At 53.9% G+C, this 24,966-nt stretch carries 23 protein-coding genes; 1 reads left to right on the forward strand and 22 read right to left on the reverse strand.

The window, feature by feature from the left end; translation table 11 throughout:
* Positions 1 to 214: 214 nt before the first annotated feature.
* The 7 genes from MKY12_RS30220 to MKY12_RS30250 form a co-directional block, all read right to left on the reverse strand.
* Positions 215 to 412: a hypothetical protein gene (locus MKY12_RS30220; protein ID WP_339311977.1), complete on the reverse strand. Its 198-nt coding sequence runs from the start codon at positions 410 to 412 to the stop codon at positions 215 to 217.
* A 414-nt stretch (positions 413 to 826) separates the two neighbouring features.
* A complete protein-coding gene (locus tag MKY12_RS30225; protein ID WP_036722714.1) occupies positions 827 to 1,057 on the reverse strand; it encodes a cold-shock protein in 231 nt (76 codons plus the stop codon).
* A 130-nt stretch (positions 1,058 to 1,187) separates the two neighbouring features.
* Positions 1,188 to 1,388, reverse strand: coding sequence for a cold-shock protein (locus MKY12_RS30230; protein WP_036722718.1), 201 nt, complete (start codon positions 1,386 to 1,388; stop codon positions 1,188 to 1,190).
* Positions 1,389 to 1,666: 278 nt separating this feature from the next.
* Complete coding sequence (locus MKY12_RS30235) at positions 1,667 to 1,945, reverse strand: hypothetical protein (protein WP_076074792.1); 279 nt, start codon at positions 1,943 to 1,945, stop codon at positions 1,667 to 1,669.
* A 69-nt stretch (positions 1,946 to 2,014) separates the two neighbouring features.
* Positions 2,015 to 3,121 carry an MBL fold metallo-hydrolase gene (locus MKY12_RS30240; RefSeq protein ID WP_339311978.1) on the reverse strand — a complete coding sequence of 369 codons (1,107 nt, stop codon included), beginning with the start codon at positions 3,119 to 3,121 and terminating at the stop codon, positions 2,015 to 2,017.
* A 38-nt stretch (positions 3,122 to 3,159) separates the two neighbouring features.
* Positions 3,160 to 4,473, reverse strand: a complete 1,314-nt coding sequence (locus MKY12_RS30245; RefSeq protein ID WP_339311979.1) for a DUF3999 family protein — start codon at positions 4,471 to 4,473, stop codon at positions 3,160 to 3,162.
* Positions 4,439 to 7,009, reverse strand: a complete 2,571-nt coding sequence (locus MKY12_RS30250) for a DUF2339 domain-containing protein (RefSeq protein ID WP_339311980.1) — start codon at positions 7,007 to 7,009, stop codon at positions 4,439 to 4,441. Before MKY12_RS30250 ends, MKY12_RS30245 begins: the two co-directional genes overlap by 35 nt.
* Before the next feature lie 184 nt (positions 7,010 to 7,193).
* Here MKY12_RS30250 and MKY12_RS30255 point away from each other — a divergent pair, with 184 nt between their 5' ends.
* Positions 7,194 to 8,384, forward strand: coding sequence for a polysaccharide deacetylase family protein (locus tag MKY12_RS30255; protein WP_339311982.1), 1,191 nt, complete (start codon positions 7,194 to 7,196; stop codon positions 8,382 to 8,384).
* Here the strand turns inward: MKY12_RS30255 and MKY12_RS30260 are convergent.
* The 15 genes from MKY12_RS30260 to MKY12_RS30330 form a co-directional block, all read right to left on the reverse strand.
* Positions 8,374 to 9,948, reverse strand: coding sequence for a diguanylate cyclase (locus tag MKY12_RS30260; RefSeq protein WP_036722726.1), 1,575 nt, complete (start codon positions 9,946 to 9,948; stop codon positions 8,374 to 8,376). The two genes, MKY12_RS30255 and MKY12_RS30260, sit on opposite strands and share 11 nt — an antisense overlap.
* Before the next feature lie 172 nt (positions 9,949 to 10,120).
* Entirely contained in the window at positions 10,121 to 10,369 is a 249-nt protein-coding gene (locus tag MKY12_RS30265; RefSeq protein ID WP_036722727.1) for a type B 50S ribosomal protein L31, read from the reverse strand.
* Between the two features lie 277 nt (positions 10,370 to 10,646).
* Positions 10,647 to 11,501 carry a diguanylate cyclase gene (locus tag MKY12_RS30270; protein ID WP_339311983.1) on the reverse strand — a complete coding sequence of 285 codons (855 nt, stop codon included), beginning with the start codon at positions 11,499 to 11,501 and terminating at the stop codon, positions 10,647 to 10,649.
* Positions 11,498 to 13,582 carry a cellulose biosynthesis cyclic di-GMP-binding regulatory protein BcsB gene (locus MKY12_RS30275; protein ID WP_051477810.1) on the reverse strand — a complete coding sequence of 695 codons (2,085 nt, stop codon included), beginning with the start codon at positions 13,580 to 13,582 and terminating at the stop codon, positions 11,498 to 11,500. The genes MKY12_RS30270 and MKY12_RS30275 overlap by 4 nt, the downstream gene beginning before the upstream one ends.
* Before the next feature lie 42 nt (positions 13,583 to 13,624).
* Positions 13,625 to 14,875, reverse strand: a complete 1,251-nt coding sequence (locus MKY12_RS30280; protein ID WP_339311986.1) for a glycosyltransferase — start codon at positions 14,873 to 14,875, stop codon at positions 13,625 to 13,627.
* 34 nt (positions 14,876 to 14,909) lie between these two features.
* Entirely contained in the window at positions 14,910 to 16,466 is a 1,557-nt protein-coding gene (locus MKY12_RS30285) for a hypothetical protein (protein WP_339311988.1), read from the reverse strand.
* The gene (locus tag MKY12_RS30290; protein WP_339311990.1) at positions 16,463 to 18,010 is read right to left on the reverse strand and encodes a hypothetical protein; all 1,548 of its coding nucleotides are present in this window, start codon (positions 18,008 to 18,010) and stop codon (positions 16,463 to 16,465) included. The genes MKY12_RS30285 and MKY12_RS30290 overlap by 4 nt, the downstream gene beginning before the upstream one ends.
* A gap of 23 nt (positions 18,011 to 18,033) precedes the next feature.
* Positions 18,034 to 19,194, reverse strand: a complete 1,161-nt coding sequence (locus tag MKY12_RS30295; protein WP_339311991.1) for a hypothetical protein — start codon at positions 19,192 to 19,194, stop codon at positions 18,034 to 18,036.
* A 190-nt stretch (positions 19,195 to 19,384) separates the two neighbouring features.
* A complete protein-coding gene (locus tag MKY12_RS30300; protein WP_339311993.1) occupies positions 19,385 to 20,401 on the reverse strand; it encodes an ion channel in 1,017 nt (338 codons plus the stop codon).
* A gap of 97 nt (positions 20,402 to 20,498) precedes the next feature.
* Positions 20,499 to 20,891, reverse strand: coding sequence for a DUF350 domain-containing protein (locus MKY12_RS30305; RefSeq protein WP_339311995.1), 393 nt, complete (start codon positions 20,889 to 20,891; stop codon positions 20,499 to 20,501).
* Positions 20,888 to 21,541 carry a hypothetical protein gene (locus MKY12_RS30310; RefSeq protein ID WP_209868705.1) on the reverse strand — a complete coding sequence of 218 codons (654 nt, stop codon included), beginning with the start codon at positions 21,539 to 21,541 and terminating at the stop codon, positions 20,888 to 20,890. The genes MKY12_RS30305 and MKY12_RS30310 overlap by 4 nt, the downstream gene beginning before the upstream one ends.
* Entirely contained in the window at positions 21,528 to 22,751 is a 1,224-nt protein-coding gene (locus tag MKY12_RS30315; RefSeq protein ID WP_339311997.1) for a glutathionylspermidine synthase family protein, read from the reverse strand. Before MKY12_RS30315 ends, MKY12_RS30310 begins: the two co-directional genes overlap by 14 nt.
* A complete protein-coding gene (locus MKY12_RS30320) occupies positions 22,748 to 23,434 on the reverse strand; it encodes a hypothetical protein (RefSeq protein WP_339252170.1) in 687 nt (228 codons plus the stop codon). Before MKY12_RS30320 ends, MKY12_RS30315 begins: the two co-directional genes overlap by 4 nt.
* 29 nt (positions 23,435 to 23,463) lie before the next feature.
* Positions 23,464 to 23,682, reverse strand: a complete 219-nt coding sequence (locus MKY12_RS30325; protein WP_036691939.1) for a hypothetical protein — start codon at positions 23,680 to 23,682, stop codon at positions 23,464 to 23,466.
* 146 nt (positions 23,683 to 23,828) lie between these two features.
* Positions 23,829 to 24,965: a response regulator gene (locus MKY12_RS30330; protein ID WP_339252173.1), complete on the reverse strand. Its 1,137-nt coding sequence runs from the start codon at positions 24,963 to 24,965 to the stop codon at positions 23,829 to 23,831.
* Between the last annotated feature and the right edge of the window lies 1 nt (position 24,966).

Raw genomic sequence — 24,966 nt, forward strand, 5'->3', positions numbered from 1 at the left:
GGTAGCGTTTCCAACTCTATTCTCCAAACCCCGGGAGTTTTGTCAAGATAAATCATTGCCCGCAGTGGAGAGACGGCTACGAAGTCCCCAAGGATACCAGCAACAAAAAACCCTTAGCACAGTTCTCCCGGTTCGAGGAGCTGCCCTAAGGGCTTACACAGAAGACTACTTAGATGAACATTAACGGAGTGATCCATTCGAAATGCAGGGCCGCTCACAGCAGAGCCAGCAATACCCCGCCGATGCAGTAGCTTATCACCTTGCGGCGGGTTGGCTCCAGATAAATATCCAGCGGAATCAAGATCAGAATCAGACCAATCGCGATAATGTTAAGCATAGGCTTATGATAAAAAATCCCCGCTGCATTCAAGGCAACCGCAAGTAACGTCAGGAGCAGAAAATATTTTCTCATAGCTCCATCATCCCTGTATTATCCATTATTGTCAACCCGCTGATTCGCCGGCGTTTAAGAATGGCTTTGCCGTCTTTTTCATGGATAGTACCGTTTTATAAAAGGTACTAAAGAAATTAACGAAAAGCAAAAAGAAACGGAGGGGAAATTGGAACTGTAGGAGCGATAGCGTCCGCCTTTGTCACCGGATTTCCACCGCGATTAGCGGTTAAAATCAAGAAATCTGGTGACAACAGCGGCCGGAAGTCCAAATGTTCACCGCAGTGACGACCAAGCTTCGAGTTCAAACTTTAAATGCCTTTTATATATAGAGGTAAAAATCCAAAAAAAATAGCCCATTGCGGGCAAGAAACGGACAGCGGTATAGGGTTACTCTCCTCTAATTTCGTATAAACCGGTCAAAGAGCGACAGCCTTAGTGGATAGTCACACTCTTCTTAATAGCCTTCGCGTCCAAATTCTTATTAACGAGCGTAGGCAGCATCTTCATGCTCCGGGTCATGGGAGAATTACATTGCCAGCAGGTAGGCACATGTTGAAAGGCAAAGTTGTCGCGTATCCATCCGGTGCATTCTTCCTTGGTGCAGGACCAGATAGCCGTCTCTTCCTGCGGAAGATCTACCATTGCTTTTTTACGAAAATACATAAGTACCCCTCCTAATAGCTTGGTTAGTGCGTCCAACGGACTGTTATGGCAGAACGGAAGCTTGTTCTCTACTACATGGTCATAAAAAAAACTACCCTCAACTGGTGTTAAGGGCAGCTTATTTGTGGAATTACAGTTTTACAACGTTCTCAGCCTGTGGTCCACGAGCGCCTTGAGTTACGTTGAACTCAACGCGTTGGCCTTCGTCCAAAGACTTGAAGCCTTCGCCAGTGATTGCGGAGAAGTGTACGAATACGTCGCTTCCGCCTTCAACCTCGATAAAACCGAAACCTTTGTCTGCGTTGAACCATTTTACTGTACCTGTTTGCATGATATTACCTCCAAAGTTTATTTAACACATGTCCTTTTATTCCTACGTATTGTACGAACAAATAAAAATTCACACATTGGAAAAGGCTTCATACACAAATGCTAACCTTTTACAATATGTGAATTAAGGGTTAAATTTATGATTAACTTCATTGTAGCACACTATTTTCCCAAATGCAAAGGGTTACTGCCAATAACACAAAATAAATTTTAAATTTTAGAGAACCTTTGCCAGGGGCACGGCTTTGGGGGATCAGCCGCGCACCACCGGCTAAGGCTTCAGTCGATATATCCGGCCAGTCCCTTGTCCATCAGGTAATCCATTTCCGCATCCAGAATGGTCTCCACCGTCAGCTCGTCCAGCTTCACATCGCGCTGCGCAGTCACATAGTCAACCAGATCATCATTATCGATATCAACCTCGCCTTTGGCATTGGCCTTGGCCTTATTAATAAACGTCTGCTCATGCTTCAGCACCAGCCGGATAACGGCCGGGGCCACCTTCGTCTGTGCAGACAATACCTCCACCAGTTCCTGCTCGTTCACTTCATTGCTCATCTTCGTTCGTCAGCTCCTTGGTATATATGAACCCTGATTGTACCACAAGTCCCCTTCAGGCGGGCAGCCTCATCTCCACCAGGGAAGAACCGGATATCCGGCGGCCCCCGCGGTTACAGTCTCCCCGATTCTCGGCGTGGCCAGCCGTACCCCTCTCAGCGCCGCAGCAGCCGAGATCCGTTCTGCCGGATCAGTCCAGTCATGCATCGACAGGGTGAATGCGCCCCAATGGATGGGAATCAGCAGACCTCCCTGCACATCGATGTGCGCCTCGACAGTCTGTTCCGGCAGCATATGAATATCCGCCCAGCGCGGATCATATTGGCCGCATTCCATCAGTGTAAGATCGAAGGGTCCATGGGTACGTCCGATCTCGGCAAAATGCGGACCATACCCGCTGTCTCCACTGAAGAAGACCTTGGTCTTCTCCCCTTGAATAATCCAGGAGCACCACAGCGTGGTGTTGCGGTCCAGCAGACTCCGCCCCGAGAAATGCCGCGCCGGAGCGCAGGTGAAGGTTATCCCCTCATAGGTAAGCGTATCTCCCCAGTCCTGCTCGCGGATCTTCTCTGCGGCCACCCCCCAGCGGCGCAGATGAGCGCCGACACCCAGCGGTACAATGAACAGTCCTACCTTATCCTTCAGCTGGCGGATGGTTCCATAGTCCAGATGATCATAATGATCATGGGAGAGCAGAACCGCATCCAACTGCGGCAGGAGGGCAGCCTCCAGCGGAAGCTGCTTGCTGTAGCGGCGGCCGCCGATGAACGGAAACGGGGATGGGGCACGGCCCAGCATAGGGTCGAGGAACAGGGTAAAGCCGTCCATCTCCAGCAGCACCGCTGAATGCCCGAACCAGGTAACCCGGGTATCGCGTCCCGCTCCTATAGAGGACGGCAACAGCGGCTGCGGCTGAAGAGGCTCGGCAGGTCTGGAGCGGGGGTTACCCTTAATGAAGTCCTTCAGAATGGAGAGTCCGCTGCTTCCAGCCTTGTCACCGCCCAGTTCCGCAGTCTGCGGATAAGCAAATTTGCCCTTGCTGTAATGGGCGGAGCCGAGGTTACGGGCCCTCTCCTGCTCCCCGGCCCTGCGCCCGAACGCCGGATGGACAGTCATGATAAGATACGCAGCAGCAATAAGCAGGAGCAGTATAACGCAAATGGTAATCAGGGTCATGCAGTAATCCTTCTTTCTGCGGACTTGTGCCGCATCTCCTATTTCGCCTGGCCCAGCTTGCGGGCTACGATAAGAATAAGCAATAGCGAGACCACAATAATAATGGCATTGAAGCCCCAGCGGCCCTGAAGCCACCAGCTTGTGCCGGGCGGCTCTGCTGCCGTTACCGGTACCCGGGTCTCTGCGCCAAGCGCAGCCTGCACAAGCTCCTCCCCGCTGATCCGGTCTTTGAAATTAATAATATCATACTGCGGAGCGGTTGCCAGCGTGTTGCCATAGCGCAAGGAATACGGCGTCTTCTCCCCTCCCGCAAATACAAGCCGGTCTACCAGATATTCGACCTTAAGGTCCGTGATGGAGATGGGGGCATCGTCCAGATTGTAGATAACCACCCGCAGGGAATCAGAAGAGGCTGGCGTAACCGGCTGAATCTCTGTCCGGGAGATCCGGGTATCCTTGAAATCCAGCTGGTACAGCTCCCCGCTTCCGGTGACCGGGAGCTTACTCCCGGCGCTGTCATACAACTCATAGCGCCGCAGGAAATTCCCGGTGCTGCCGAGCATCACCTTCCCAATCTTCAGCCGGTCCGTGTTGCTTATTATGATCTCGGTACGGTTCTCCACCTGCGTAATCTCCGTCTGCGGTGTCTTCTGCCGCATGAATGCAGCCGTGCTCCACTCCCGGCTGCTGTCCACCAGCGTCAGGCCGGGGAACTCCAGCCCCTCCGGGTTGTTCTTCACTACAAGCCGGTAATAGCCGAACTTGTAGCTGCGCTCCAGCGTAATGCTGTCCGCACTCAACCCGTTCGTGGCATACAGATCCCCTGTACCAAGCTGCTCCCAGGCCTGCCCGTCATAGCCGCCCCACACCTCCACATGCTTCAGGAAGGATTCTGCGGGCAATTCGAACACCAGGCGGTTCCCCTGAATATCGGCATGCTCGGCAAGCGGCTTAATCTGATAATCCAGCAGGGTATCCGTCCCTTTCACTGCCTTGTGGATCAATTCCGAGGCATAGATCGCGCTATGCTCCTCCACCTTCTCTGCTCCACTCTCCATATAATAGGGAACCGGAGCGCCGGTGCTGTCCTGTATACGCAGATCGCGCAAGTCCTCTGCCGCCGAGCGGTACACTGCTTCATCCAAGTACAATTCATAGTAAGGAGCCGTCTCCGGGACGGAGATTTCGCGTGAGAACTTCCATTGTCCGCCGCCCGTCTTCTCCGCTTCGCCGGATGCCGCTGCTGCACTGTGCGCCGGGAAAGCGGCGGGACCCAGCACAAGTCCGCCCAATACAGCGAGCAGCACAGCCGCCACTCTAGCTCTCTGTCCTGTCTTTCTCTTCGAGTGCATAAGCTTCCTCCATTCTGACCGATATCCGCTGGTAGAGGTAGGATATTCCCAGCAGGCAGAGTCCGAAGCTGAAGTACGCGATGATCTTGCTGCCGGTGTTCAGCAGGGTCAAGTCATAGAGCAGCAGCTTGCCGGTTGCCAGCAGGGACAGCGCCAGTCCGAAGCGGCGGATATAGAGGTATCTTTTCCAGAAGCCATACATAATGAACATCACGGCCAGCAGCAGATAGAGCAGACTGAAGGCCAGCCCGCCGTCACGCACCTGCATCTGCACCCCCAGGAACGCCGTAACCATCACCAGAAGATAGATGCCCATAGCTACCGGGTACAGCTCTATATTCTTGTAATCGCGCAGTAGCGTTGTCCGCAGCAGCCTTGCACTGCTGAACCACACGAACACATTGAACAGAACAAGCAGACCCAGCGCCACAACATCTGCGGCAGTGCTGCCGGACCATCCTTCCGGAAGACTGGGCAGACCGAACGTGATGCCGATACAGACCGCATAGGCGATCCCGTGCAGCACCAGTACTATGATGCCGACCACCTTGTCATACAGAACGTTCACCTTCGGCAGCGCATAAGCGAGTCCAGAGGTAAGCAGACCTGCCAGCAGCAGCTTGTAAAAGGCATTGTGCGCCATATCCCCCGGCACCATCCAGTCATACAGGCGCAATGCTTCATACACCACATACCCGTAGAAATTAACGATAGCCGCATATTTGAACCAGACGGTAGCCTGCACCTCCGCAGGTGTGCTGCGGAGCAGCGTCTCCTGATTCGAATAACGGATGGCATACAATAAGGCTACAATCACCATACCCGCGGTAATGAATGTATACTTCAGATCGAAATAGGAGTTCGTGTAGTAGATTACCGCATTATAATCCGAGAGCTGCAGCAGAACGTCGAATCCGAAGAAGGTCAGCAGACAGAGGGAAAGGATGCCCCAGCCTGCACGTTCTACCATTTTGAAGCGGTACAGATATCCGTAGACCGTAAGCGCCACACCTTCCACCAGCCAGCCGATGGACCACCAGGCCGCTCCCAGCTGGAACGGAATCATCAGAATGGCGAAGGTCAGTGAGGTGACATAGAACAGCAGACGGCTCTCGCGTTCCTGCGGCATCTGCTTCTCCAGCAGCACGCCAAGCCCCAGATACATCAGGCAGAAGGCCAGCGCCAGCGCGCCTGTGAAATCATCCAGCCCGGCATTCAGGAACAGAAGATACAGTGTCATGCAGCTAACGAGCGTGTTACAGCCCAGCAGGCCGAAGTCCAGCCAGTTAAGCTTCGTCTTGAACTTGAACGGATACCAGAGTGTAATCCCCAGATACATGGCGAAGGTCAGCACAGTGCAGAGAATGCCCGCAGCGTAGCTGTCTGCCAGATAAATCAGCACCAGGATAGACGGCGTGTTGAACAGGAAGCTGATGTAATTGACCACCACCCAGCGCTTGCGCAGAGAGATCAGCAGAATCAGCAGGTTCAGCACGAACAGATACCCCATCGCCGCATATACTGCACTGCCCTCCAGCCCGAAGGCTCCCATATAAGAGAAGAGCGGCAGATAACCCCCTACAAGCCCCATAGAACAGATCGTCCGTGACTCATAGCGCAGCGACAGCAGCACAGCGGACAGCGTGACCAGCACCGACAGGCCGATCCCGGCCCATAACCCGATAATCTCCAGCAGAAAATAACTGTAAAATATCGAGCCGTACAGCACCGACACCCCGCCGCCAATCAGCCCCAGTGCGAAGGCTCCCCGCCCCTTGCGGAACAGCCACTCCCCGCCCGCCAGCATGACTGCCCCCAGCAGGAAGAAGGCACTGCCCTTCATATAATCATTGAACCAGGTGGAGTAGGTGTATCTGAACCCGGCGCCCACTGCCAGGATCAGCAGCAGAATCCCCAGGCGGTTGATCCAATTCAGGCCGATCTTCATTTCAATCCGGTTCTGCTTGCGGCGGCGCAGCAGGGTCTCCTCATCAACCCCTTCAGCAGCCAAATCATCCAGACCGCTGCCCATCGTCCCCCTGAGCGAACGCTCTGCCTCCCGCTGCCATTGTCTGCGCAGCAGGATACTCTCATTCAGCTTCGCCTGCACCTCATCCAGAATATAAGTGATCTGATTCTTCTCCTGGCCCAGCTCGCGGGCCCCGATATTGTACATCTCCTCTATCCGCCGCTTGGCATCCTGCTCGAAGGACGTCAGCCGGTCGAGATACGCATGATCCCGTGAGGCAAAATAAGTCTGCAGCTTCTGACGCGATACCCGCAGAATGCCCAGCTTCTCATCCAGAATCTGCTCCGCCAGCGCAGTCCGCAGCTCCGAGTTGTCGCGCTCAAGCCTCGCAGCCTGCGCCTTCAGCTCCGCCAGGCTCTGCCTGTTTGCCCCATTTTCCCGTCTTAACACTTCATTCTCGCGGACAAGATCACTGCTCTCGTATTCTTCAATCAAAGACTGGTATTCCTTCAAAAGCCCGTCCTGCTGCTGCTGCACAGCCCTCATCCGATCTCTGAAATCCTCCATAGCCGCCCCCCAGTATCTGCTAATCGGCAAATTGTTAATATATTGATATTACTATATTTCTAATTACCACCACAGACCTTACAAAAACCACACCGCTTAGTTAAGATCCTGTCACATTTTTGTCTTGGCAGACGTTATAGGTTTATTATTATCTTAATATTCGGGAGATGGGGAGAATCGGACATTGAAACTGAACCTGCACAAACCGCAAACACGTTATATCCTCATCCTGTTGCTGCTGGTAGTCTTCCTGCCTGTGCCTTTTAGACATAAAGCGATGCCCAAGCTGAGCATTACCGGCCTTGGTGGAGTCGAATTCAAGACAAATGCCTATGCACTGACAGCAGATCATAAGCTAATGGTAGATAAAGACCTCGCTGAACGTATTCTTAATGCGCGTATTGGCTGGGAAAAGGAGGCTCCGCTCCCCAAGGGTGTGTACTATAAGGATCATGTGGCGGTACTCATGTATCACCATCTGGCGGAAACGCCGTTAACGCTCTATCCCAGCGTATTACCCGCCGCACAGTTTGATGAGCAAATGCAGCTCCTGAAGCAGGAGGGCTTCCATGTCATTACGATGAAGCAGTACCGGGAATTCATGCTGGACCGCGCCCCGGTCCCCGATAATGCGGTTCTATTGACGTTCGATGACGGCTATGAGAGCTTTTATAAGCTGGCGTTTCCCATTCTGCAAAAGTACGGCTACACCGCAGTGAACTTCATCATTGTCTCTGATGTAGACAACACTAGTAAGCGTCAGGTGCCCAAGCTGACCTGGGAGCAGATGCGGGAGATGAAGCGCGCCGGAATGGGCTTTTATAATCATACGTATAATTTGCATTATTATGCAGTGGTCGATGCAGAGGGCGGCACCCGCCCGGCGGCAAGCTCCCTGCTGTACATTCATGATGAGAACCGGAATGAACTGAATGAAGAATACTACAGAAGAGTAACCGGGGACCTGGCTCATGCAGAGCGCAGGCTGAAAGAAGAATTGGGCAATACGGATTCGGCTATCGCTTTCCCTTACGGCTCCTATAACGACAAGCTGCTGGAAGTCTGCGATTCACTCGGCATCCGTCTGAAATTCAATATCGGGCTGGGCCTGAGCTCCAGAACCACGCTGAACGCTCCACGGATTAATGAAGGGAACCGGACACTTCCCCCGGCGCCGTCCATCCAGCAGCTGAAGCAATTCGAGCCGCCGATGATCCTGACCGTGAACGGGAAGAAGGTTCTCCTAACCGGAACTCCGCCGGAGCTGCGGAACGGAAAGGTCATGGTTCCACTGGATGCGCTATGCTCCGAGCTAGGCGTAGCGATGCATTATGACCGCAGCAGCGCTGTCCTGAAGCTGACGCCTACCCCTTAGCCGCCTGACGCACCATAGGCTCACGGCCTAAGGTTACCCGGTTCTTCCCCGTGGCCTTGGACAGGTACAGCGCCTCGTCCGCCTCGCGGTACAGGTCCTCGAAGGTCACATCTGCCTGATCCGTAAAAGCGATGCCGATGCTCACCGTAAGCTGGATGTGATGCCCCCCGTCCAGCTCCACGATGTGCTCGCCCATAGCGGTGCGGAAGCTCTCCGCCTCCTTCAAGGCCGCGGCTTCGCTGCCGGCGAAGAAGCAGACGGCGAACTCTTCGCCGCCTACGCGCCCGGCAATTCCTTTGTCATGATATACCTGCATAATCTTGCCCGACAAATCCACCAGTGCCTGATCACCGGCCATGTGTCCGTATGTATCATTAATTAATTTGAAATCATCGATGTCGAACAGCAGCAAGGCCATGCCCGCGCCGATCTGTGCGGAGTAACTCTGCACCAGCCTCATGAAATGCCTGCGGTTGTACAGCCCGGTCAAATCATCCACCGTGGCCTGATGCAGCAGCTCCCGCTCATACCTCTTCTTCTCGCTAAGATCACTGAAGACCAGCAGCATTCCCGTACTCTTCGCCCGGACCTGCTCTGTGGCAATGAGCGCAACCCCATAACAGGACCCGCTCCGGCCGGGAGGCTCGATTTCGAACTGTCCCTCCCTCCGCTGCGCATAGCAGGCCGACAGCTGCCCGTGCTGCCTCAGCAGCGGCTGAATGCTTGTGCCCATCCAGGTCTCCGGCTTCTCCTCCAGCAGCTCGGAGAGCATAGCATCCGCCGCCTCATTGACATCCATTATGTAATCGTAGCGGTCTGTCAGGACGATGCCGTCCTTCATATTCTCGAAGATTTTATTCTTAGCCAGCGGATATAAGGACAGTCTGGGATCGCGGAACAAGGTGAGGTAAGCGGCCACGATGGGCGGCAGGTAAGTGAAGGCCGTGAAGCCTGTAATCGTAATCTGCAGCAGCGGAAGCAGGAACACCGACAGGACCGGGACCAGCAGACTGAATAACAGCAGCGCATTATGGCGGAAATAATACTTAGGCCCATTCAGGAGAGAGATGGCCAGCAGATATACAGCATACAGTCCGAATAACTGATCGTACGCGATGAGGATCATGCTGAGCACCGTGGGCTTCACTACGATTCCGGTAACACCGGCCACCGTAGCCAGTCCGACCTCACTGCGCATCAGATGATGGTAAGAGTCGGTGAAGATCAGCAGCACATCCACCGCCACCGGGATACAAAAATAAATAAGCCTCTTGGACAAACCCTCAGAGGAACGGGATACATACTCTTTAATAACCGCATAGGTGAAGATCGCACTCAAAAAAAGCGGGCCCTGCTGCACATTCTTCCACCATAGCTTCGCCTCGAAGGAATCCGTTAGAATCTCTCCGGCCGTAGCCGCGAAGATCATGCTGACCAGCAGCATCAATATCCATAAATAGCATCTTCCTGGTGTATGACGGTGCTTGTAAGAACCGATGCCCATGTAGAGACTTAGAACGCTGCCCATTACCAAGTAAAACGGATAACCCTGCATCCACGGCATGTCATATTTCTCCTATTTTTGAGATTGCTTTGCCTTATTATATCCTACTCTTTCGCACAAATGAATCATTCTGCCAAAAAATACTACCGGTACCTAAGGTTCCGGACAAAACAAAAGAGGATACTCCTTCACCATCTGCATGGATGCGGGAATATCCTCTATAGCAATACCATTATTTCTTCTGAGCGAGACGTTGTTTGAACTTGTCAACGCGGCCGCCAGTTTCGGTATCTCTTTGTTTACCTGTGTAGAACGGGTGGGATGCAGAGCTGGAGTCTACACGGATCACCGGGTAAGAGTTGCCGTCTTCCCATTCCATAGTTTCACCGGATGATTTGGTGGATGAGCTAAGGAATTTGTAGCCTACGCTAGCATCGAAGAAAATAACCTGGTTGAACTTAGGGTGTATGCCTTGTTTCATTGTAGTAACCTCCTTTCCGTACGGATACAACTTATGAAGAATTATTGAAGCCATCTCTTGGTCTATTTAAAAATCCGGTTAGACAAAGGGAGATGCGTAAATCTTCCGATTTTTACACGCCATACTATCATACGTGAAATGAGCCGCTGAGTCAAGAGCCTGTCCTAGAGCGATTTCACCATTCCGCCGTCGATCAGCAGGGACTGTCCCCTCAAGACCCAAATCCATAGTCCAGTCCTCCTGTCAGATTGGTTGCAGTACTACCTGCTCCCACTCATTATACATCGTATTCCAGTTCCTTTTTGGCCTGGACAATGAAATCCAGCGGATTCTCGATGGTGTCCGCCGCATATTCCACTGCACCGATCTTCAGCCCCAGGGTGACCTTGTACTTGCCGGAGAACTCTGAGTCATTCAGCTCCTGCAGCCGCTGTTTGATCCGCTCAATGACAATCTTGGCCCCTTCCCGGTCCGTGAAGAGCAGAAGGCCCCAGGTAGCATCCTCCTTGTTCAGCAGATACAGCGCATCATTGGTACGAATGCTCGACTGGCTGAGCTGGGAGACATCATAGATGGCTTCGGACAGCTGCTCTTCCGGGATCAGGCGGCGGATTTCATTCCAGTACTTCACCTTCACCACAAGCAGCGTCAGCGGGATTTTATAACGGACCGAGATTCCGGTGAACAGGCTGGCATCCTTCTGAAAAGAAATACTGTTGCGCAGATCCGTATTCTCATCCACCGCAGCCAGATTATTCGTGCGCTTCAGCAGCCGTTCATTCTCCGCCTGCAGCTCACGGGTGCTTGAGGTGAAGACCCACAGCACCACCGTAAGCAGCGGGGTCATAATCAGCCAGAAATACGTCTCTACACCGATCGATGCGCCCTGCGATACCGTCTGATAGACCACGAAGAAGCCGTAGCCGAAGACAAACGCCAGATTCAGCGTCAGTCCCGCCGTGACCGTGGTGAAATACGTGACCAGCGCCAGGATGAACGATACATTCAGAATAATAATGTTCTGGACGTAGTTATCCGGTGAGCCCGCGATATATACGATGCAGGCGAAGATCAGAACCAGAAAGGCCAGGAAGCCCAGATCCGAGGTTAGACTGCTGCGGTTACGTCTCACGCTTGATCACCACGTTTCTTCTTATGTTTGCGCAGCATCAGAATCAGCGCCACGACCACCAGCGTCACGATCATCACCGCTGCGGTCACGAAGCCCAGTACATCGCTGCGCTCCATCACCCGCGAGACCAGAGAGTCCGGCTTAGCGCCGGAGACCGTCTTGAAGCGGTAGGCATTCACCGTGCCGTCCTTATCCGCCACAACGCCGTCACCGTACACCCTCCACCTGTCCTTCTCGCTCCCGATCAGCTTGGAGACTACGAAGTAGCTCTCAGAGCTGACCGCAGTGACCGCAAGCAGGCCGCGTCCGCTCTCGTAAGGGGATTCCAGAAGCTGGAGCGTGCCGATGGCGGCTCCGTACTGCTCGTCGAGGGCGATTTTCTCATTGGAGAGGAGGGTTGACCCGTCCTTGTTATACTTGAAAAAGAGCTTGCCGTTGTTGTCACGGATCACCTTATTATTCTTATAGCTCCCGATCGCAATAATATTGTTGTCCTTCAGGTTATCCGCTCCTGCGTTATCGCTGTAAAAGTGGACATCACCGGTATTTCCTCCGGCAAACTGCCCGAGCATATTGAAGACATTCCCGAGGCTCCGGTAGGTGTAATCATCCCTCTCCTTCGGCAGCACCACCGCCACACGGTTGAAGATGCCGTCCCGCAGGAACGGATACGGGTAATTGCTCAGCAGGAGGTCGGTGCGGTCCTTCGTGTTCAGGCGCATCAGTGATTCCTTGCTGATATAAGCCCACGGCATCTCCTCTTTGTTCGGAGTACAGAGCATGCTCGCAAGCTCCAGATCGAAAGCCACCGTCACGGTGAAGTTGCCGGAGATATTCAGACTCTGCGGCACATTCAGATTCAGCACATCACCGTTGGCCAGCTCCTTCGTCAGCTTCTTGCTGCCGATGGGCGTATTATTGATGCTCACCGTCACCAGGGAACGGTTGAAGTCCAGATTCGCCGCATACCGGAAATCCAGGCTGATTCTGCCGTCATCCGCAATGGAGCGGTTGGACGGGAGAGAGACGAAATACGTCTGCTCCTGATGGTTGGGCCCGGTGAGCTTGTCCCCCGTCTCCGTGAACGTAATGTTCGAGCTGATGGCCGGCGCAGGGTTCACTACATCGGTAGCATTCGTAACCACCTTCAGATCCTTGCGGAGCTGGCTCATCAGCTCCCGGCTTGCCATCAGCCGTCCGGCCTTGATCAGCAGGCTCTCGTCCCTCGAGGTCACCACCAGTGTAGGCAGGGAATCCTTGTTCACCAGCTGAATGACCGCATGGGTGCCGAGGTCGTCCGCCGTACTCACCAGCTTCTTTATTCGTTCCGGTAGATGATCATACGTAGCTACCAGCACTACTGCACTCTTGTCCTTGACGGTATCTTCGCGATAAGGCAGCAGCGGAATGGTTCTGTCGTTCAGCGTGTTGCCTTTGGCGAATCCCGAGAGGGCGTAGGTAGCACTTTCCAGCTCAGCCCCGCTGGCATTCTGCGGCACGGCGAGCAGGCTTTGTTCATTTTTTACCGTATCCATTCCTGAGAATCTGGCACTGAAATCCTGAATGCCTCCAGTAATGGGCTTCGGTGTATAATTCACAGCAATGTTCGAGGTGTTGAACAGATGCAGCCAGCTGTCCTGCATATCATCGATATTGCACAGCTCATAACCGCCCGTTGTGGTTCTCAAGCTCCCCTGTATCCGCAGCGTATTGCTGCCCTTCGTCAGGAAGCCTTTGGGCGCCTCTACACTCAGGCTCTGCTGCCCGTTATTGTCCAGGGAAGGCCGGAAGGAATAGAACGGAATGCCGTTCAGCGACAGTGTTACGCTTGACAGCTTATCCTCACTGATTTGTGAGGTCTGGAATTGCAGATTGATCATCACTTGATCCACATTCCAGTAATCCATGACTGTGAAGAACTGCTGCTGGGAGCTGGAGCCCCTCAGCGAGACATCGCTGGTGAACAGCGTCTCATACGTTGCTCCCGCTTCACCGGGAAGCACCGCCGCCTGTGCCGCAGGGATTTGAACCAGGAAGAGGGAGAGGCAGAGCAGCACTGTTAGGATCTGTTTTTTCATCATGTTCCGTATCTCCTGACATCTTATTTCTGGACCTCCGGCGCACTAGTACCGCTCGGTTTTGTACCACTTGGCTTCCCGTTTGAAGATAACGTCTTTGAAATAGTTGTACAGCCCGTAAGCGGCCACTACCATCCAGAGCTGGCAATACGAGACGTACATCAGCAGAATAATCCACAGGTTCGACAGGCTCATCTCACCCTTCTCCGTGGTCAGGGTAACGAAGATCCCCACCACGAACAGCACAATAGCGAGCAGCCACAGGAAGCTGCTGAGCCCGGCGATGGTGGTATGTACATACCCCATGGCATGCAGCACGAGCAGAATATCCGAGGTGACCAGCGAGATCAGCAGGAGGAAGTAGATCGAGACATAATACAGAATATCGAAGCGGATCTTCGCCGCCTTCCGGTCGATGAGGAGCGGAAGGTTCTTCACAATGACATAGATATTGCCCTTCGCCCAGCGTGTCCGCTGCTTGAACCATACCTTCACCGTCTGCGGCTCCTGCTCCCAGGTGACCGACTTCGGCTGGAACTTGATCCGGTAGCCCATCATATAAATGCGGAAGCTGATCTCCGTATCCTCGGCAATTGCCTTCACATCCCAGCCGCCGATACTCTCGACAATGGTCCGGCGCATAATGAAGTTCGTTCCCGGGATCGTACAGAGCTTGAACAGCTTCCAGCGCCCTGCTTGCGCCATCCACTGGAAGGACAGAGTCTCGATATTAATGAACCGGGTCAGCAGGCTGGCATCCCGGTTGCGGGTTCTGAACTTGCCGATAACCGCCCCCAGGGAGGCATCATTCATAATCTCTGCCACCAGGTATTTCAGCGCCGTGCGCTCCGGCGTATTGTCGGCATCATAGATCGCAATCAGCTCCCCGCTACTGCGGGTGAAGCCGATATTGAGCGCATTGGATTTCCCTTTGCCGCCTGTGACGGCGTCCGTATTGATAATGATCAGCTTGCGCTGCGGATTCCGCTGCTGGATAGCATCCAGCAGCTCAGCGCTGTTGTCTGACGAATTATCATTGATGACGATAATCTCATACCGGTCATGTGGGTAATCCAGTGCCAGCAGGGATTCCACGGTTTTGCTGATGACGACCCCCTCATTGTGAGCAGGAACCATAATCGTCACCATGGGATGCTCCCCGTTAATCTCAGGCACCGGTTCGTTTTCCGTTTGAATGTAGTACAGATACCCCGCTATAATCAGCATCACATTCACCAGCAGCAGGGACCAGATACAGATGACCGCGATCACCATCAATACGTCTGAGATCGTCATAGTATTCTCCTAAACTCGCTATATTTTTCCCGGATTACTTGTTCAAATATTTCCTGCGGTACATTCTGTAGCCGATAGTGAGTAGGCCGCCGAACAAGAGCAATGCAGCCAGGATCACGATGATGAAGAATTGATTCTGCACGCTGAACAGTCTGTTGAAGCTTGTCGCCTGCTTCTCCTTGTACTGGAAATCAACGGCGACCTTCTGCGGGGTATAATCGACATCCAGTGTGTTGCCATCCAAGCGGATCACCCCGTCAGCAGATTCAAGAGTGTGCTTATCCGTGCGGACCGTATGCGCCTCCTGCTTATAGTCTGCGAAGGTATACCATTCCGCATTCAGATTCTGCAGAAGTTCCTCCAGCCCGCGCTCATCCTCCGGCAGGTCCAGCGTCACCGCCGTATTCAGCGGAAGCTCCGGCATCGCCTTTCCAGTTCTGCCAATTCCCTGCAGCAGCGCCGGGGGCAGACTGTATAGAGAAGAAGAGAAGGCCGCTGAGGTGTCTGTCTGCTCCATATAATGGGTCTCTCCGTCCGGGAAGAGCAACGCCGAATTGAAGAACCCCATGCCTGCGGCCGAATACTCCTTGTCATACGTCCAGTAGCTCTCGGCAGCAACGCCGAGCGGTGCCACGCCCCCTTCCGCCAGCACATTAATGAACTGATTCGTCTTCCCGCGCAGGGACCGGTCATTCGAATTAATCGGCGGTCTGACTGCGGGGGCATTGACCACGATGCTGCCGTTGCGGGACTGCACGGCTCTGAGCGCCTCCAGATACCGCTTCATAGCGGGGAAATCCGTATTCGCGAATACCGGACAGACACTGGCGATGAAGGGAATACCGCTTCTATACAGGCGGTCTGCCATCTGCTCCAGCAGATTCAGATCCGAGAAGGGATAGATCTCTTTGATGACCAGATACATCTGCGGCTGTGCGGTATAGTGCAGCCAATCCTTCAGCACATAGGCCGCAGCTATGGCTGTGAAATCGCCCTGCTTCAGATAAGGCAGGTAAGCGGAGCGGCCGCTGCTTACCGCAAACGGCACCTGTGCTCCCGCATCCGATGAGGACCACGTTCCATAAGAACGCCCAGCATCGGAAGCTGTTATATAAGGCATCCCTTCGACCTCCAGCGGAATGCCGGTGAATCCGCCGATGGAGAGGCTTGCGCTCGCTCTATGCCATACTCCGGTCTTCAGCCGCAGCATCTGCTCAATCCGGGCAGGCGGTCTATATCCAACATGCAGCATAGCCCCCTTATACCCGGCTGCCTCCTGAAGGTAGGCTTGGTTCGTAATCTCAAGCTCATCATTGTTAATCACAGTGATCACGCCGGAATAGCCCTTCATGCCGCCCGGCTCATAAGAGGAAATAGGCTTCAGCGTGACCTGTGCGCTGTAGGCGGCAAGCAGCCGTTGCAGCTCGGCCACATTCCCCTGCTGGCCTGAATTCTTCGCCAGACTGTCGAACAGCAGCAGAATCCGCTGCGCCGGAGCCGGAGAAGCGGCAGCGGATGCCGGACCGGCAGACGGCAGCAGATCGCCCGCCAATACAATGAACAGCAGAATGACGATTCCTCTGCGTCTCACATGCCCACCCCTTTATTCAGTGCCGGATATTCCTTGAGCGGCCGTGCAGACGGCGCAGACGGCACCGATCTGCGTGATGAGATTCCGCGGCCGATTACGCTCGCAGCCGTCTGGAAGATGATCAGGTCGAAGGCCAGGGTGAACAGGAATTCATGCTTGGCAATATCCGCGTCACCCGCCCCGATAATGGAGACTACGATACCCGACAGTCCGACCAGCATCGTTGCCAGAATCACCAGCAGACGCTGCATCCCCCGGAAATCCCGGGTACGGATGGACCGGACGAACGATGGCATATAGACCCCTATCGTTACGGCCATCCAGAGAAGAATGAAGGCGAAGGGACGGGGCGCCAGCTTCTCCTTAAGTGTGCTGTACAAGCTGAAGAAATGACTCTGCGCCCGGAACTCCTTGCCTGCGGACAGCTCATAGTTCCCCATAGCCGCCGGCTTAATTTTATAGGCACTCTCAGCAGCCGTATCCAGGATTGAGCCCAGCTCATTCGGGTGAGAAGCATAATATTTCAGAATGGAGACGAAGCCGTAACGGCTGTAGAAATTTTTATCCAGCAGCTCAGATTTCACATCCACCGTCCCGTATTGGTCATAGTACGTATTCTCTTTGAGAATCGCGTACTGTTCATTGATCCCGAAGGAACCGAGCGCGGTCTCCGGATTCTTGGATTCCATCAGCACCCCGCGCGTCATCGCATGATACTGGTTAATATTCACGAACTCTTTGGAGATATTAAGATACGTTGCAATTCCGGCGAACATCATTAGACCGGCCGACAGCAGTGTCACCCAGCGGAACAGCTTGTCCCGGCGGATCAGCACCAGCGGAATCGAGAGCAGGGAAATCACCATCCCCACCGGAGCATTCTGCTGCTTGGAGGTGGTCAGGACCAGGGTACTGATCAGCAGGATCGCCAGCATGGCATAATCGTTGTATCTCTTCCGGTACAGCAGCAGCCAGGAGGCGAACACCAGAATCATAGTCACCATCACCAGGCTCTCGCCGAAGAAGGAGCTGAAGTAGTTGGTGTAGCCTGTATCCCCGAAAATGAACACCGCAAGCGCCGCGACTGCCATCCCCCGCTTAGGTGACATTTTCAGCGTGATCGCTTCAACCAGCAAGTAGACTGCGGCAACATACAGCAAGGTGTAGATTGCAGCCTGGAAGCGGATATCGAAGACCTCGCGGCTGAAAAACAGCTTGTTGACGAATATCGCCAGCTTGATAAACAGGGACTGGGAGGAGACCACCATCGTGCTGTTCTCGTTGAAATATTGAAAGATTCCGAACTGCTTCACGAAATAGCCGAAGTACTGGCTGTCATAGTCCGGAGCATTGAAATAAAGGCCGTTGCTATAGATAATCCGGTAAAAGTCTCCATTATCCGCCATGCCGATATAAGGGGAGGTAAACAGCGAAATAGCCGTCACCAGCAGCACGCAGAACGCGGCGGCAAAGGCCGGAGTAATCCGAAAGCCAGCCAACGTGATACCGGGCCGGGTCGATGTAAGCTCTAGGTTGTTTATCATTCCGATTCCCCTTTTTGGTTATATTATGGAGCCTTATAGGAGTACGCCAGCAGTGCCATCAGGTTGTCAAAAGAGTAGGCCTGCCCGGAGGCAGGATCACCGAAGCCGCCGTATAGCGGACTCAGAGGATCTGTCACCCTGAATTCATTCATCCGGTCCATACTGGACTGATATAGCTCACCATCCTCCAACACAACTCCAATCATGGCTGTGAGCGCGTAGACCGCTGTTGAACGAATATCATTAGCCGGCTTGCCCTCACGTGTATATTGTCCGAACAAGGTTCCCGCTGCGACCTGAGCTTTGATGTAGCTGATGCTTGCCGGCCGCTCGCGGCCGATCTCTGCCAGATGAAGAATTGTCAGCAGAGATTCTACCGAGTTAATGCCTTCAGAGCTGTACTGTCCGCTCTTGTAAACGAAGCGGGTCTCATAGAATGGAAAAGAATCGGACAAATATCCTTCCTCCAAAATACCGCTCATATTCTTCAACAAATTCTCTTTCAATTCGCTAGATATCGACAATTTCTGCAATACACTCAGATCAATATAACACAAAGTTACGAATCCGTTGACCATTTTCAAATAATTGTCATAGATGTCATAAATGTAACCTTTTTTAGTGTTGTTTTTATAGAAACGTTCTCCATATTTATCGGCTTCTCTGGTATATTCCGGCTGGTTAAATGCCTGCCCCGCCTCATATAGCGCTCCGATCATCCGCAGGTCATCCACCGCTGCATTCACGGGGTAACGCTTCTGCTGCCTGGGACTGTAGCGGTAGCTGAAGCCGCCCTCCATATCGAAGATTCTGCGGGCCGTCTTCCACTGCCGGTCGAACAGCTCCTGATTGCGGGTCCGGACCGCAGTCTCCATCAGGAGAGAAGCGGACTCGCTCAGAATCTCATGACCGGTAGCCACCTCTGCCGCTTCAGAGGTCTCCTTCAGATTCGTATATACCCCGTCGGGTCCTGTAAGCTGCGTATTTATGAAATGGTATAATTCCTGCTGTTCCAGTGTAGGCTCAAGCTGCGGCGCTTCATCCGGCCGTGTAGTCCCTGCGGGAGAGACCGCCGGAGTATAGACGGGAGAGGATGGCGCCGGTCCGGCCTGATTGCCGCCGCAGGAGGTTAGCAGGAGCAGCGACATCCCCAGAACAGCAGCCTTGCTATATCTGCTTTCCAATCGATCACATCCTTAAATGACAACTACCAATTGATCCATACTAATATAACGGTAATTATTGTCACATTATTTACTGTTTGTTCGAACATTATGTGTCGCCTTCACATATTTCTCCTTTTCCGCCAAAAAAAAAGAGCCGCTCCATGTCTTAATGACCGGAACAGCTCTTATGAATGCTTAGGTATTATCTCTAGCTCTCTTTAATTCTCCGGTACGTGGCCTCATCGGCGACGATGTAGAGTCTGGCGTCTGCCGGAATCGGCCGGTCAAGCTTGCGGTTAATGCCCAGGTCGCCCCGGTCGGACAGCAGAGTCGCCCCCTGGCGCAGCAGATCCTGAAAGGCCTCCCCATAGGTTGTCCAGCCGCTGCGGCGGGGAATCTCATAGATATCATCCCCGTGCTCGCGGCTGAGCAGCTGGGTGATCACCTCAGAATTGCCCTCCTGCAGCGCAGAGCGCACCGCCAGTCTGGAGATCGCATCATGGGAGAGCACGAACTCGTTCACCTGCACATGCTTGAAGTTCTGAATGTTCTTCTCCTGCATAATCTCTACGGTAGTATGTACCTGCGGGGCAATCCGCTCAATGCTGGAAGCAATCAGCAGCGACTTGCCGTCGCTTAAGGAAGCTTCGTCAATACGGGTGTCGCTGAACACAATCGCTGCTCTGGCGCTCCCGATATTCGCCTTCAGCAGAATGTCATCGCTTGCCGCATCGCCGCTGATGAAGTGGACCTGCTCCATGGCTTCCAGCGGATGCCGTCCGTTCTCATCGATAATGACCACTTTGCATTCCTTGTCGTAACACAGAATCTCATCTACTGCCGCCTGTGTCTTGCGGTTCCAGTTAATCAGCAACACATGATGTTGTCCGTGAAAGGTCAACGTTCCGGCTCCTCTCCTGCGCTGCATCTCGCCCATGGCATCGATAATCTTGCCGATCACCAGACTGAGCAGACCGATGCCAAAGATATATAAGAAAATCGTAAACACCTTGCCTGTGACGGTAGCGGCAAAGTAATCGCCATACCCGACGGTAGCCATGGTGGTCATCACCCAATAAAAGGCGTTGAACCAGCTATGAAACGTGTCCGGCTCCAGCAGGAAGGCGATGGTTGCGCTGAGAAGAATGAAGGCCAGAATAATAAAGGCAATGGACTTCTTCTTGAGATGAAGCAGCTTGCCGGATAATTGGATTAGAAAATGCAATGCTCATCCCTGCCTCCCGGGTGAATTGAGCCGGCGGGCAGCAGCCTGCGCCGAGTCCCTTGCGGGGCACAGCCGCCCGCCTGCCAATCGAGTCTACCTAAATAATCAGACTGCTGACCGCAAAGGCCGTCCCGATGAACACCATGCAGAGCATGACGCCGACCGCAACATTTCCCTTCTCCAGCTGCTCTGAAATCCGGAAGCCGGGCGTGAACAGCTCGAAGATCCAGTAAGAAGCGATCAGGCAGACATACCCCACAGCGAACCAGAGCATCATGAACCAGATGGAGGTATTGGTGTAAGCGGCCACGCCTAGAATGACCGCCGTAGCCAGGAACTTGCCGCCGAACGCCAGGCCTACCGCAACATTTCCCTTTTTGAGCTCCTCCATATCCTTGAATGGAGTCATGAGCGCGAAGATCACCATACCCAGCACCTGAAGCAGAACAATGGTCAGAATACTAACCACCAGATTAATTACGATCGTCATTTAGCCCACCCCCGAAATTTCGCATAGGCCGAATCATAGTCGGCGAAATCATGTACTTCCTCCAGCACCACTGAGACTTTCTTCTGCTTCTCCAGCGCGGTATAGCGCTTGTCGTCAATCGGCTGCTTGATCCGGTTGCCGGAAGGCAGCTCCAGCACTGCGAAATTTCTGGTCTTGCTCTGGTATTCCGTCTTGTACACCCCAACCAGGTCCACATCCGTTGTGATGGATACCTTGAGATTAGCCAGATCCTCTGTGGCCGCCTTCTGGTCGGCGTAAGACTTAAGTGTCGTCCAGGCGGACAGCTTGATCTCATTTTTCTGGTCAGCGTCCGTTATCAGCTCGGCATCCATGAACTGGAGCGTCCAGACGGTGTCGCCTGTAGCATAATTCCCGTCGTTCGGGAGCAGCTCATTATCCGGCAATATAGTCATATCGCTGCCGACCAGATCGCCAACCTTGCCCTCCACCACCCGGTAATCCCAGGGTACACGCGATACACTATCCGACGTATCAGTGCCGGTATGAAATACACTGCCGCTGTTCGCTGAGCATGCACTCAGCACCATAACCGCCAGTAGCAGCACTGTAGTCAGCAGGGTGCCCCGGGCTCTGCGCCCGGCAGCATGCCCCTCTCTATCCTTGAACATCTTCAAGCCCCCTCACTCCTAGCGCGATAAAATGACTGGCATTGCCTGTAATCGGCCCGCCGGCCCGGCCAAGCAGCCCGCAGGGCGTTCCGTTAATGACGAACATGCCGGTCAGCAGGTGCAGCTCACCCTCCGCCGTCATGATCCGGGCCATTTCTGCCCTTTTCTGATAGACCACGGGGAAGAGCTGGCTGCTGTCGTAGCCCTCCTCGTCCTCGATCTCAAGCGCGCCGCTGTCATCAAAGATCCGAACAGATCCGCCTTCGCGGCCGAATACGGATTTGGATACAAAGCTCTCTGAGAACACCGCCTTATTGTACGTCGGCAGGATGTACCGGGAGATGGCCTCGCGTTCCGGCTCCGTGAACAGCAGGCCAAGCTCATACATTCCCCAGACAGCGGCCATCAGCCCCTTGGACTGGAGGATGATGCTATGCGGTCCGTTGAACAGCTGGAGCTTCCCGCTCTCAATGGCATAGGCCAGAGCCTCGCCGCCTTCATCTACGGCCATCCACTCCTTCGGGTACAGCGCGAACATCCGCTCTATGATCCGGTTCTCTCCGTCCTTGACCACACCCTCATCAATCGACAGATCCAGACAATCGACACAGCGGACATCCAGTCCGCTATGCGCGGCCAGCGCCTCAATCGTTCCGCTGTCCTCCTCATGGCTGCCATAATCCACACAGGCTACCGTGTCGGGGCGCTCCACGCCCCAGGCTGCGGCAAGCTGCTGCTTCATGGCCGCATTCACGTTTCCGACGCCTGCTTCCGCGCAGATCCACGGCGTTGCAATGGAGGCCTCCACATAGCCGGTTGGAGTATCCGCATTCAGCTCCAGCAGCTTAATCGTGCCATCCCCTGCTACGGCAAAATCGAACCGGGCATACCGGCTGATCAGTCCCGGCTCCGGCAATGGACAGTCATCCAGCATCTGCCATAGCACCGGAGGAATCCCCAGCAGATCGTACAGGTCATGTCTGAGATGGACATAACGCACGGCCTTATCCAGAATCGCCCAGAGCGCGGCGGCGGCTTCCTTCAATTCCTGATAGGTCTCGCTGCGCATCACAGCCACCGCATCCAGCCAGTATTCCTCGTCCTCCAGATCGGCCCAGGTGAAGCCCAGCTCATGCAGCCGCTCAACCCGGGGAGCTCGTTCCAGACCGGACTGGTCTATATATTCGAATGCCTGCTCCGCCCGGATCATCCGCCGAACCCGCTCTTGCCGGAGCGCACCGAGCTTTTGCCCGAGCTTTTACTGGAGCCGGATTTGGATTTATTCGAACCCAGCCCGCTGGAGGTGCCGCCGATGCCGCCCGATTTGGAAGAGGTATTCCTTCTGGTAATGGAGCCGGTGGATGAAGTTGAGGTCTTCGGCTTCACCACCGAGCCGGCCACCGGCTTGTTCTGGAATCGTCCGCTATTATAGGAGGGCGGCTTATAGGTATTGCGTGTACCTCCATAATAAGTAGGCCGGTCATTGTACCAGCCTCTGGAAGAGTAGAACGAACCGCTATTGAAAAGCATGTGGTACAGAAGCACATCATCCCAGCCAAACCCTGAGTTATACCCGCCGTAGTTGTTAATTACTGTCGTGCCGCCGGAGGTTACAGCCCCCTGCCCTTCCTGGACCTTCTCTTCCTGGTCTTCCGGATATGGAATACTCCAGTCTACATTCTTGTCGAAATATTGCTTAACCTCCTCAGTAGACCAGGAGACCAGCTTAGGCTCCTCGCCGCCTGTGCCGCTTGCGCCTGCGCCTCCCGGAATGAATAAAGCGTTAGCCAGCAGCGCAATGCCGAGCGAGGTGGATAATACGCGGACCGGTTTGCCGTCCGGCGTGAACAGCCTGCTGATTGCGGGTTCTTTAGCATCTTCGTCTTTTGCCAACTTGGGGCCTCCTTTCCTGGTATTCATCCTTAACCTTCTGTACGCATGGGAACCAGCAGAAGCTCCAGCTTCCCTTCATCCACATTCAGTCTTCCCTCTACCGCCTCGAACTCACGTCCGCCAACGACAATATAATTGACATGCTCCAGTGCCGTAACCATATTCATGCTCCAGACGCGCTCTTCAATCATTTGCAGGTCGCCTTCAGGCAGCTTCTCGAACAGGATGACCTTCAACCCGTTATCCATTCCCACTCCATCTCCTCTTGAATATTCGTATGCTTCTGATACGCTGTCATTACGCTTTCGTTTCAATTCCCGCAGCCTTGAATATGTATACCACAGCATATAAATAATAATGACAACAAGCAGTTTTGCAGTGGCCGGCTACGGGCTTACAATACCTTCTGGACCCAGCTGTCCATGACCTGGTCAGGGCGGATGCCCAGCTCATTCTCCAGGAGCTCCTTGTATTTATCGTAGTGTGTCCTGAATCCGATGAAATCCCCCAGGTCGGCGTAACTTCGCAGGATCAGCCTGCAGAGCTGGTCGGAATAAGGATCGGCTGCCTGCAGATCCAGCAGCCGCTCCAGCGCCAGCCGGGGACGCCCGGAGGACAGCTCATATTCGGCGGAATGCAGCGCCATGCGGATATACCGGACCTGCAGCTCCTTGCGCCGGATCTCTGCCCAGTCGTAATGATGCTCCTGCAGGTAGTCTCCACGGTACAGCTTCAATATCTTTTCCCGGCGCAGCCATTCCTCTTCTGACTCCACAGGCGTGCCGGCATAGCCCAGCTCGAACTCCTCCACATCCAGCAGCACCTGCTCCTTGGTCAGCCTGTAACGCTCCTGCGAGAATTCGACGAGCACCTCCATATCCCAAGCCTTCAGCAGCTTGCGGATATGGTATACCGTGGTATGCAGGTTCGTTACGGCCTTCTCGGGCTTGAAATCGGGCCAGACGAGATCCACAATGGTGTCCTTGAGTATCCACTGGCCGCGGTTATGCAGCAGCAGGGCGAAGACCTCCTGCGCCTTGCTTGTTCTCCACTGCATTTTGCGCCCCGGCTCCGTGCTGTCTGTGAATTCAAGCCGGTGGAAGCAGAGGATTGACAGCTCCTTGACAGGCGCCGCAGACGCCGGTGTAGGCGGCATCTTCACTTCAGCGCTCTCCTTGCCGACTTCCAGACGCTCAAGGGTTTTGTTTAACCGTTGGGAGGTCACCGGCTTCAGCAAATAATCCGCTGCATTGAGTTCAAAGGCTTCGATCGCATACTCGCTGTATGCGGTAATATAGACAATCCGTGTGTTCCGGTCCATACCGGCAATGTATTCACCTGCTTCCAGCCCGTTCATCTCCGGCATCCCGATATCCAGGAATACAATATCCGCCTTCTCCCGTTCCAGATGCGCAAGTCCCAGGCGTGCCGAGGTGAATTTCCCGGTGATTGTAAGACGCCCATCCTTCAGGAGCATACGCTCCAGATGCTGCAGCGCCGGCTTCTCATCGTCAATCAATATGGCCTTCATC

Source organism: Paenibacillus sp. FSL M7-0896 (assembly GCF_037975415.1).
Lineage (GTDB): Bacteria > Bacillota > Bacilli > Paenibacillales > Paenibacillaceae > Paenibacillus_AQ > Paenibacillus_AQ silagei.

Excerpts from the sequence above, each read along its gene's own strand:
- MKY12_RS30325 (WP_036691939.1), bottom strand. The coding sequence starts at position 23,682 with ATGGATAACGGGTTGAAGGTCATCCTGTTCGAGAAGCTGCCTGAAGGC.
- MKY12_RS30230 (WP_036722718.1), bottom strand. The coding sequence starts at position 1,388 with ATGCAAACAGGTACAGTAAAATGGTTCAACGCAGACAAAGGTTTCGGT.
- MKY12_RS30280 (WP_339311986.1), bottom strand. The coding sequence starts at position 14,875 with ATGACGATCTCAGACGTATTGATGGTGATCGCGGTCATCTGTATCTGG.
- MKY12_RS30235 (WP_076074792.1), bottom strand. The coding sequence starts at position 1,945 with ATGAGCAATGAAGTGAACGAGCAGGAACTGGTGGAGGTATTGTCTGCA.
- MKY12_RS30330 (WP_339252173.1), bottom strand. The coding sequence starts at position 24,965 with ATGAAGGCCATATTGATTGACGATGAGAAGCCGGCGCTGCAGCATCTG.
- MKY12_RS30220 (WP_339311977.1), bottom strand. The coding sequence starts at position 412 with ATGAGAAAATATTTTCTGCTCCTGACGTTACTTGCGGTTGCCTTGAAT.
- MKY12_RS30240 (WP_339311978.1), bottom strand. The coding sequence starts at position 3,121 with ATGACCCTGATTACCATTTGCGTTATACTGCTCCTGCTTATTGCTGCT.
- MKY12_RS30290 (WP_339311990.1), bottom strand. The coding sequence starts at position 18,010 with ATGATAAACAACCTAGAGCTTACATCGACCCGGCCCGGTATCACGTTG.
- MKY12_RS30265 (WP_036722727.1), bottom strand. The coding sequence starts at position 10,369 with ATGAAACAAGGCATACACCCTAAGTTCAACCAGGTTATTTTCTTCGAT.
- MKY12_RS30310 (WP_209868705.1), bottom strand. The coding sequence starts at position 21,541 with ATGTTCAAGGATAGAGAGGGGCATGCTGCCGGGCGCAGAGCCCGGGGC.
- MKY12_RS30245 (WP_339311979.1), bottom strand. The coding sequence starts at position 4,473 with ATGCACTCGAAGAGAAAGACAGGACAGAGAGCTAGAGTGGCGGCTGTG.
- MKY12_RS30275 (WP_051477810.1), bottom strand. The coding sequence starts at position 13,582 with ATGATGAAAAAACAGATCCTAACAGTGCTGCTCTGCCTCTCCCTCTTC.
- MKY12_RS30225 (WP_036722714.1), bottom strand. The coding sequence starts at position 1,057 with ATGTATTTTCGTAAAAAAGCAATGGTAGATCTTCCGCAGGAAGAGACG.
- MKY12_RS30260 (WP_036722726.1), bottom strand. The coding sequence starts at position 9,948 with ATGCCGTGGATGCAGGGTTATCCGTTTTACTTGGTAATGGGCAGCGTT.
- MKY12_RS30315 (WP_339311997.1), bottom strand. The coding sequence starts at position 22,751 with ATGATCCGGGCGGAGCAGGCATTCGAATATATAGACCAGTCCGGTCTG.
- MKY12_RS30250 (WP_339311980.1), bottom strand. The coding sequence starts at position 7,009 with ATGGAGGATTTCAGAGATCGGATGAGGGCTGTGCAGCAGCAGCAGGAC.
- MKY12_RS30305 (WP_339311995.1), bottom strand. The coding sequence starts at position 20,891 with ATGACGATCGTAATTAATCTGGTGGTTAGTATTCTGACCATTGTTCTG.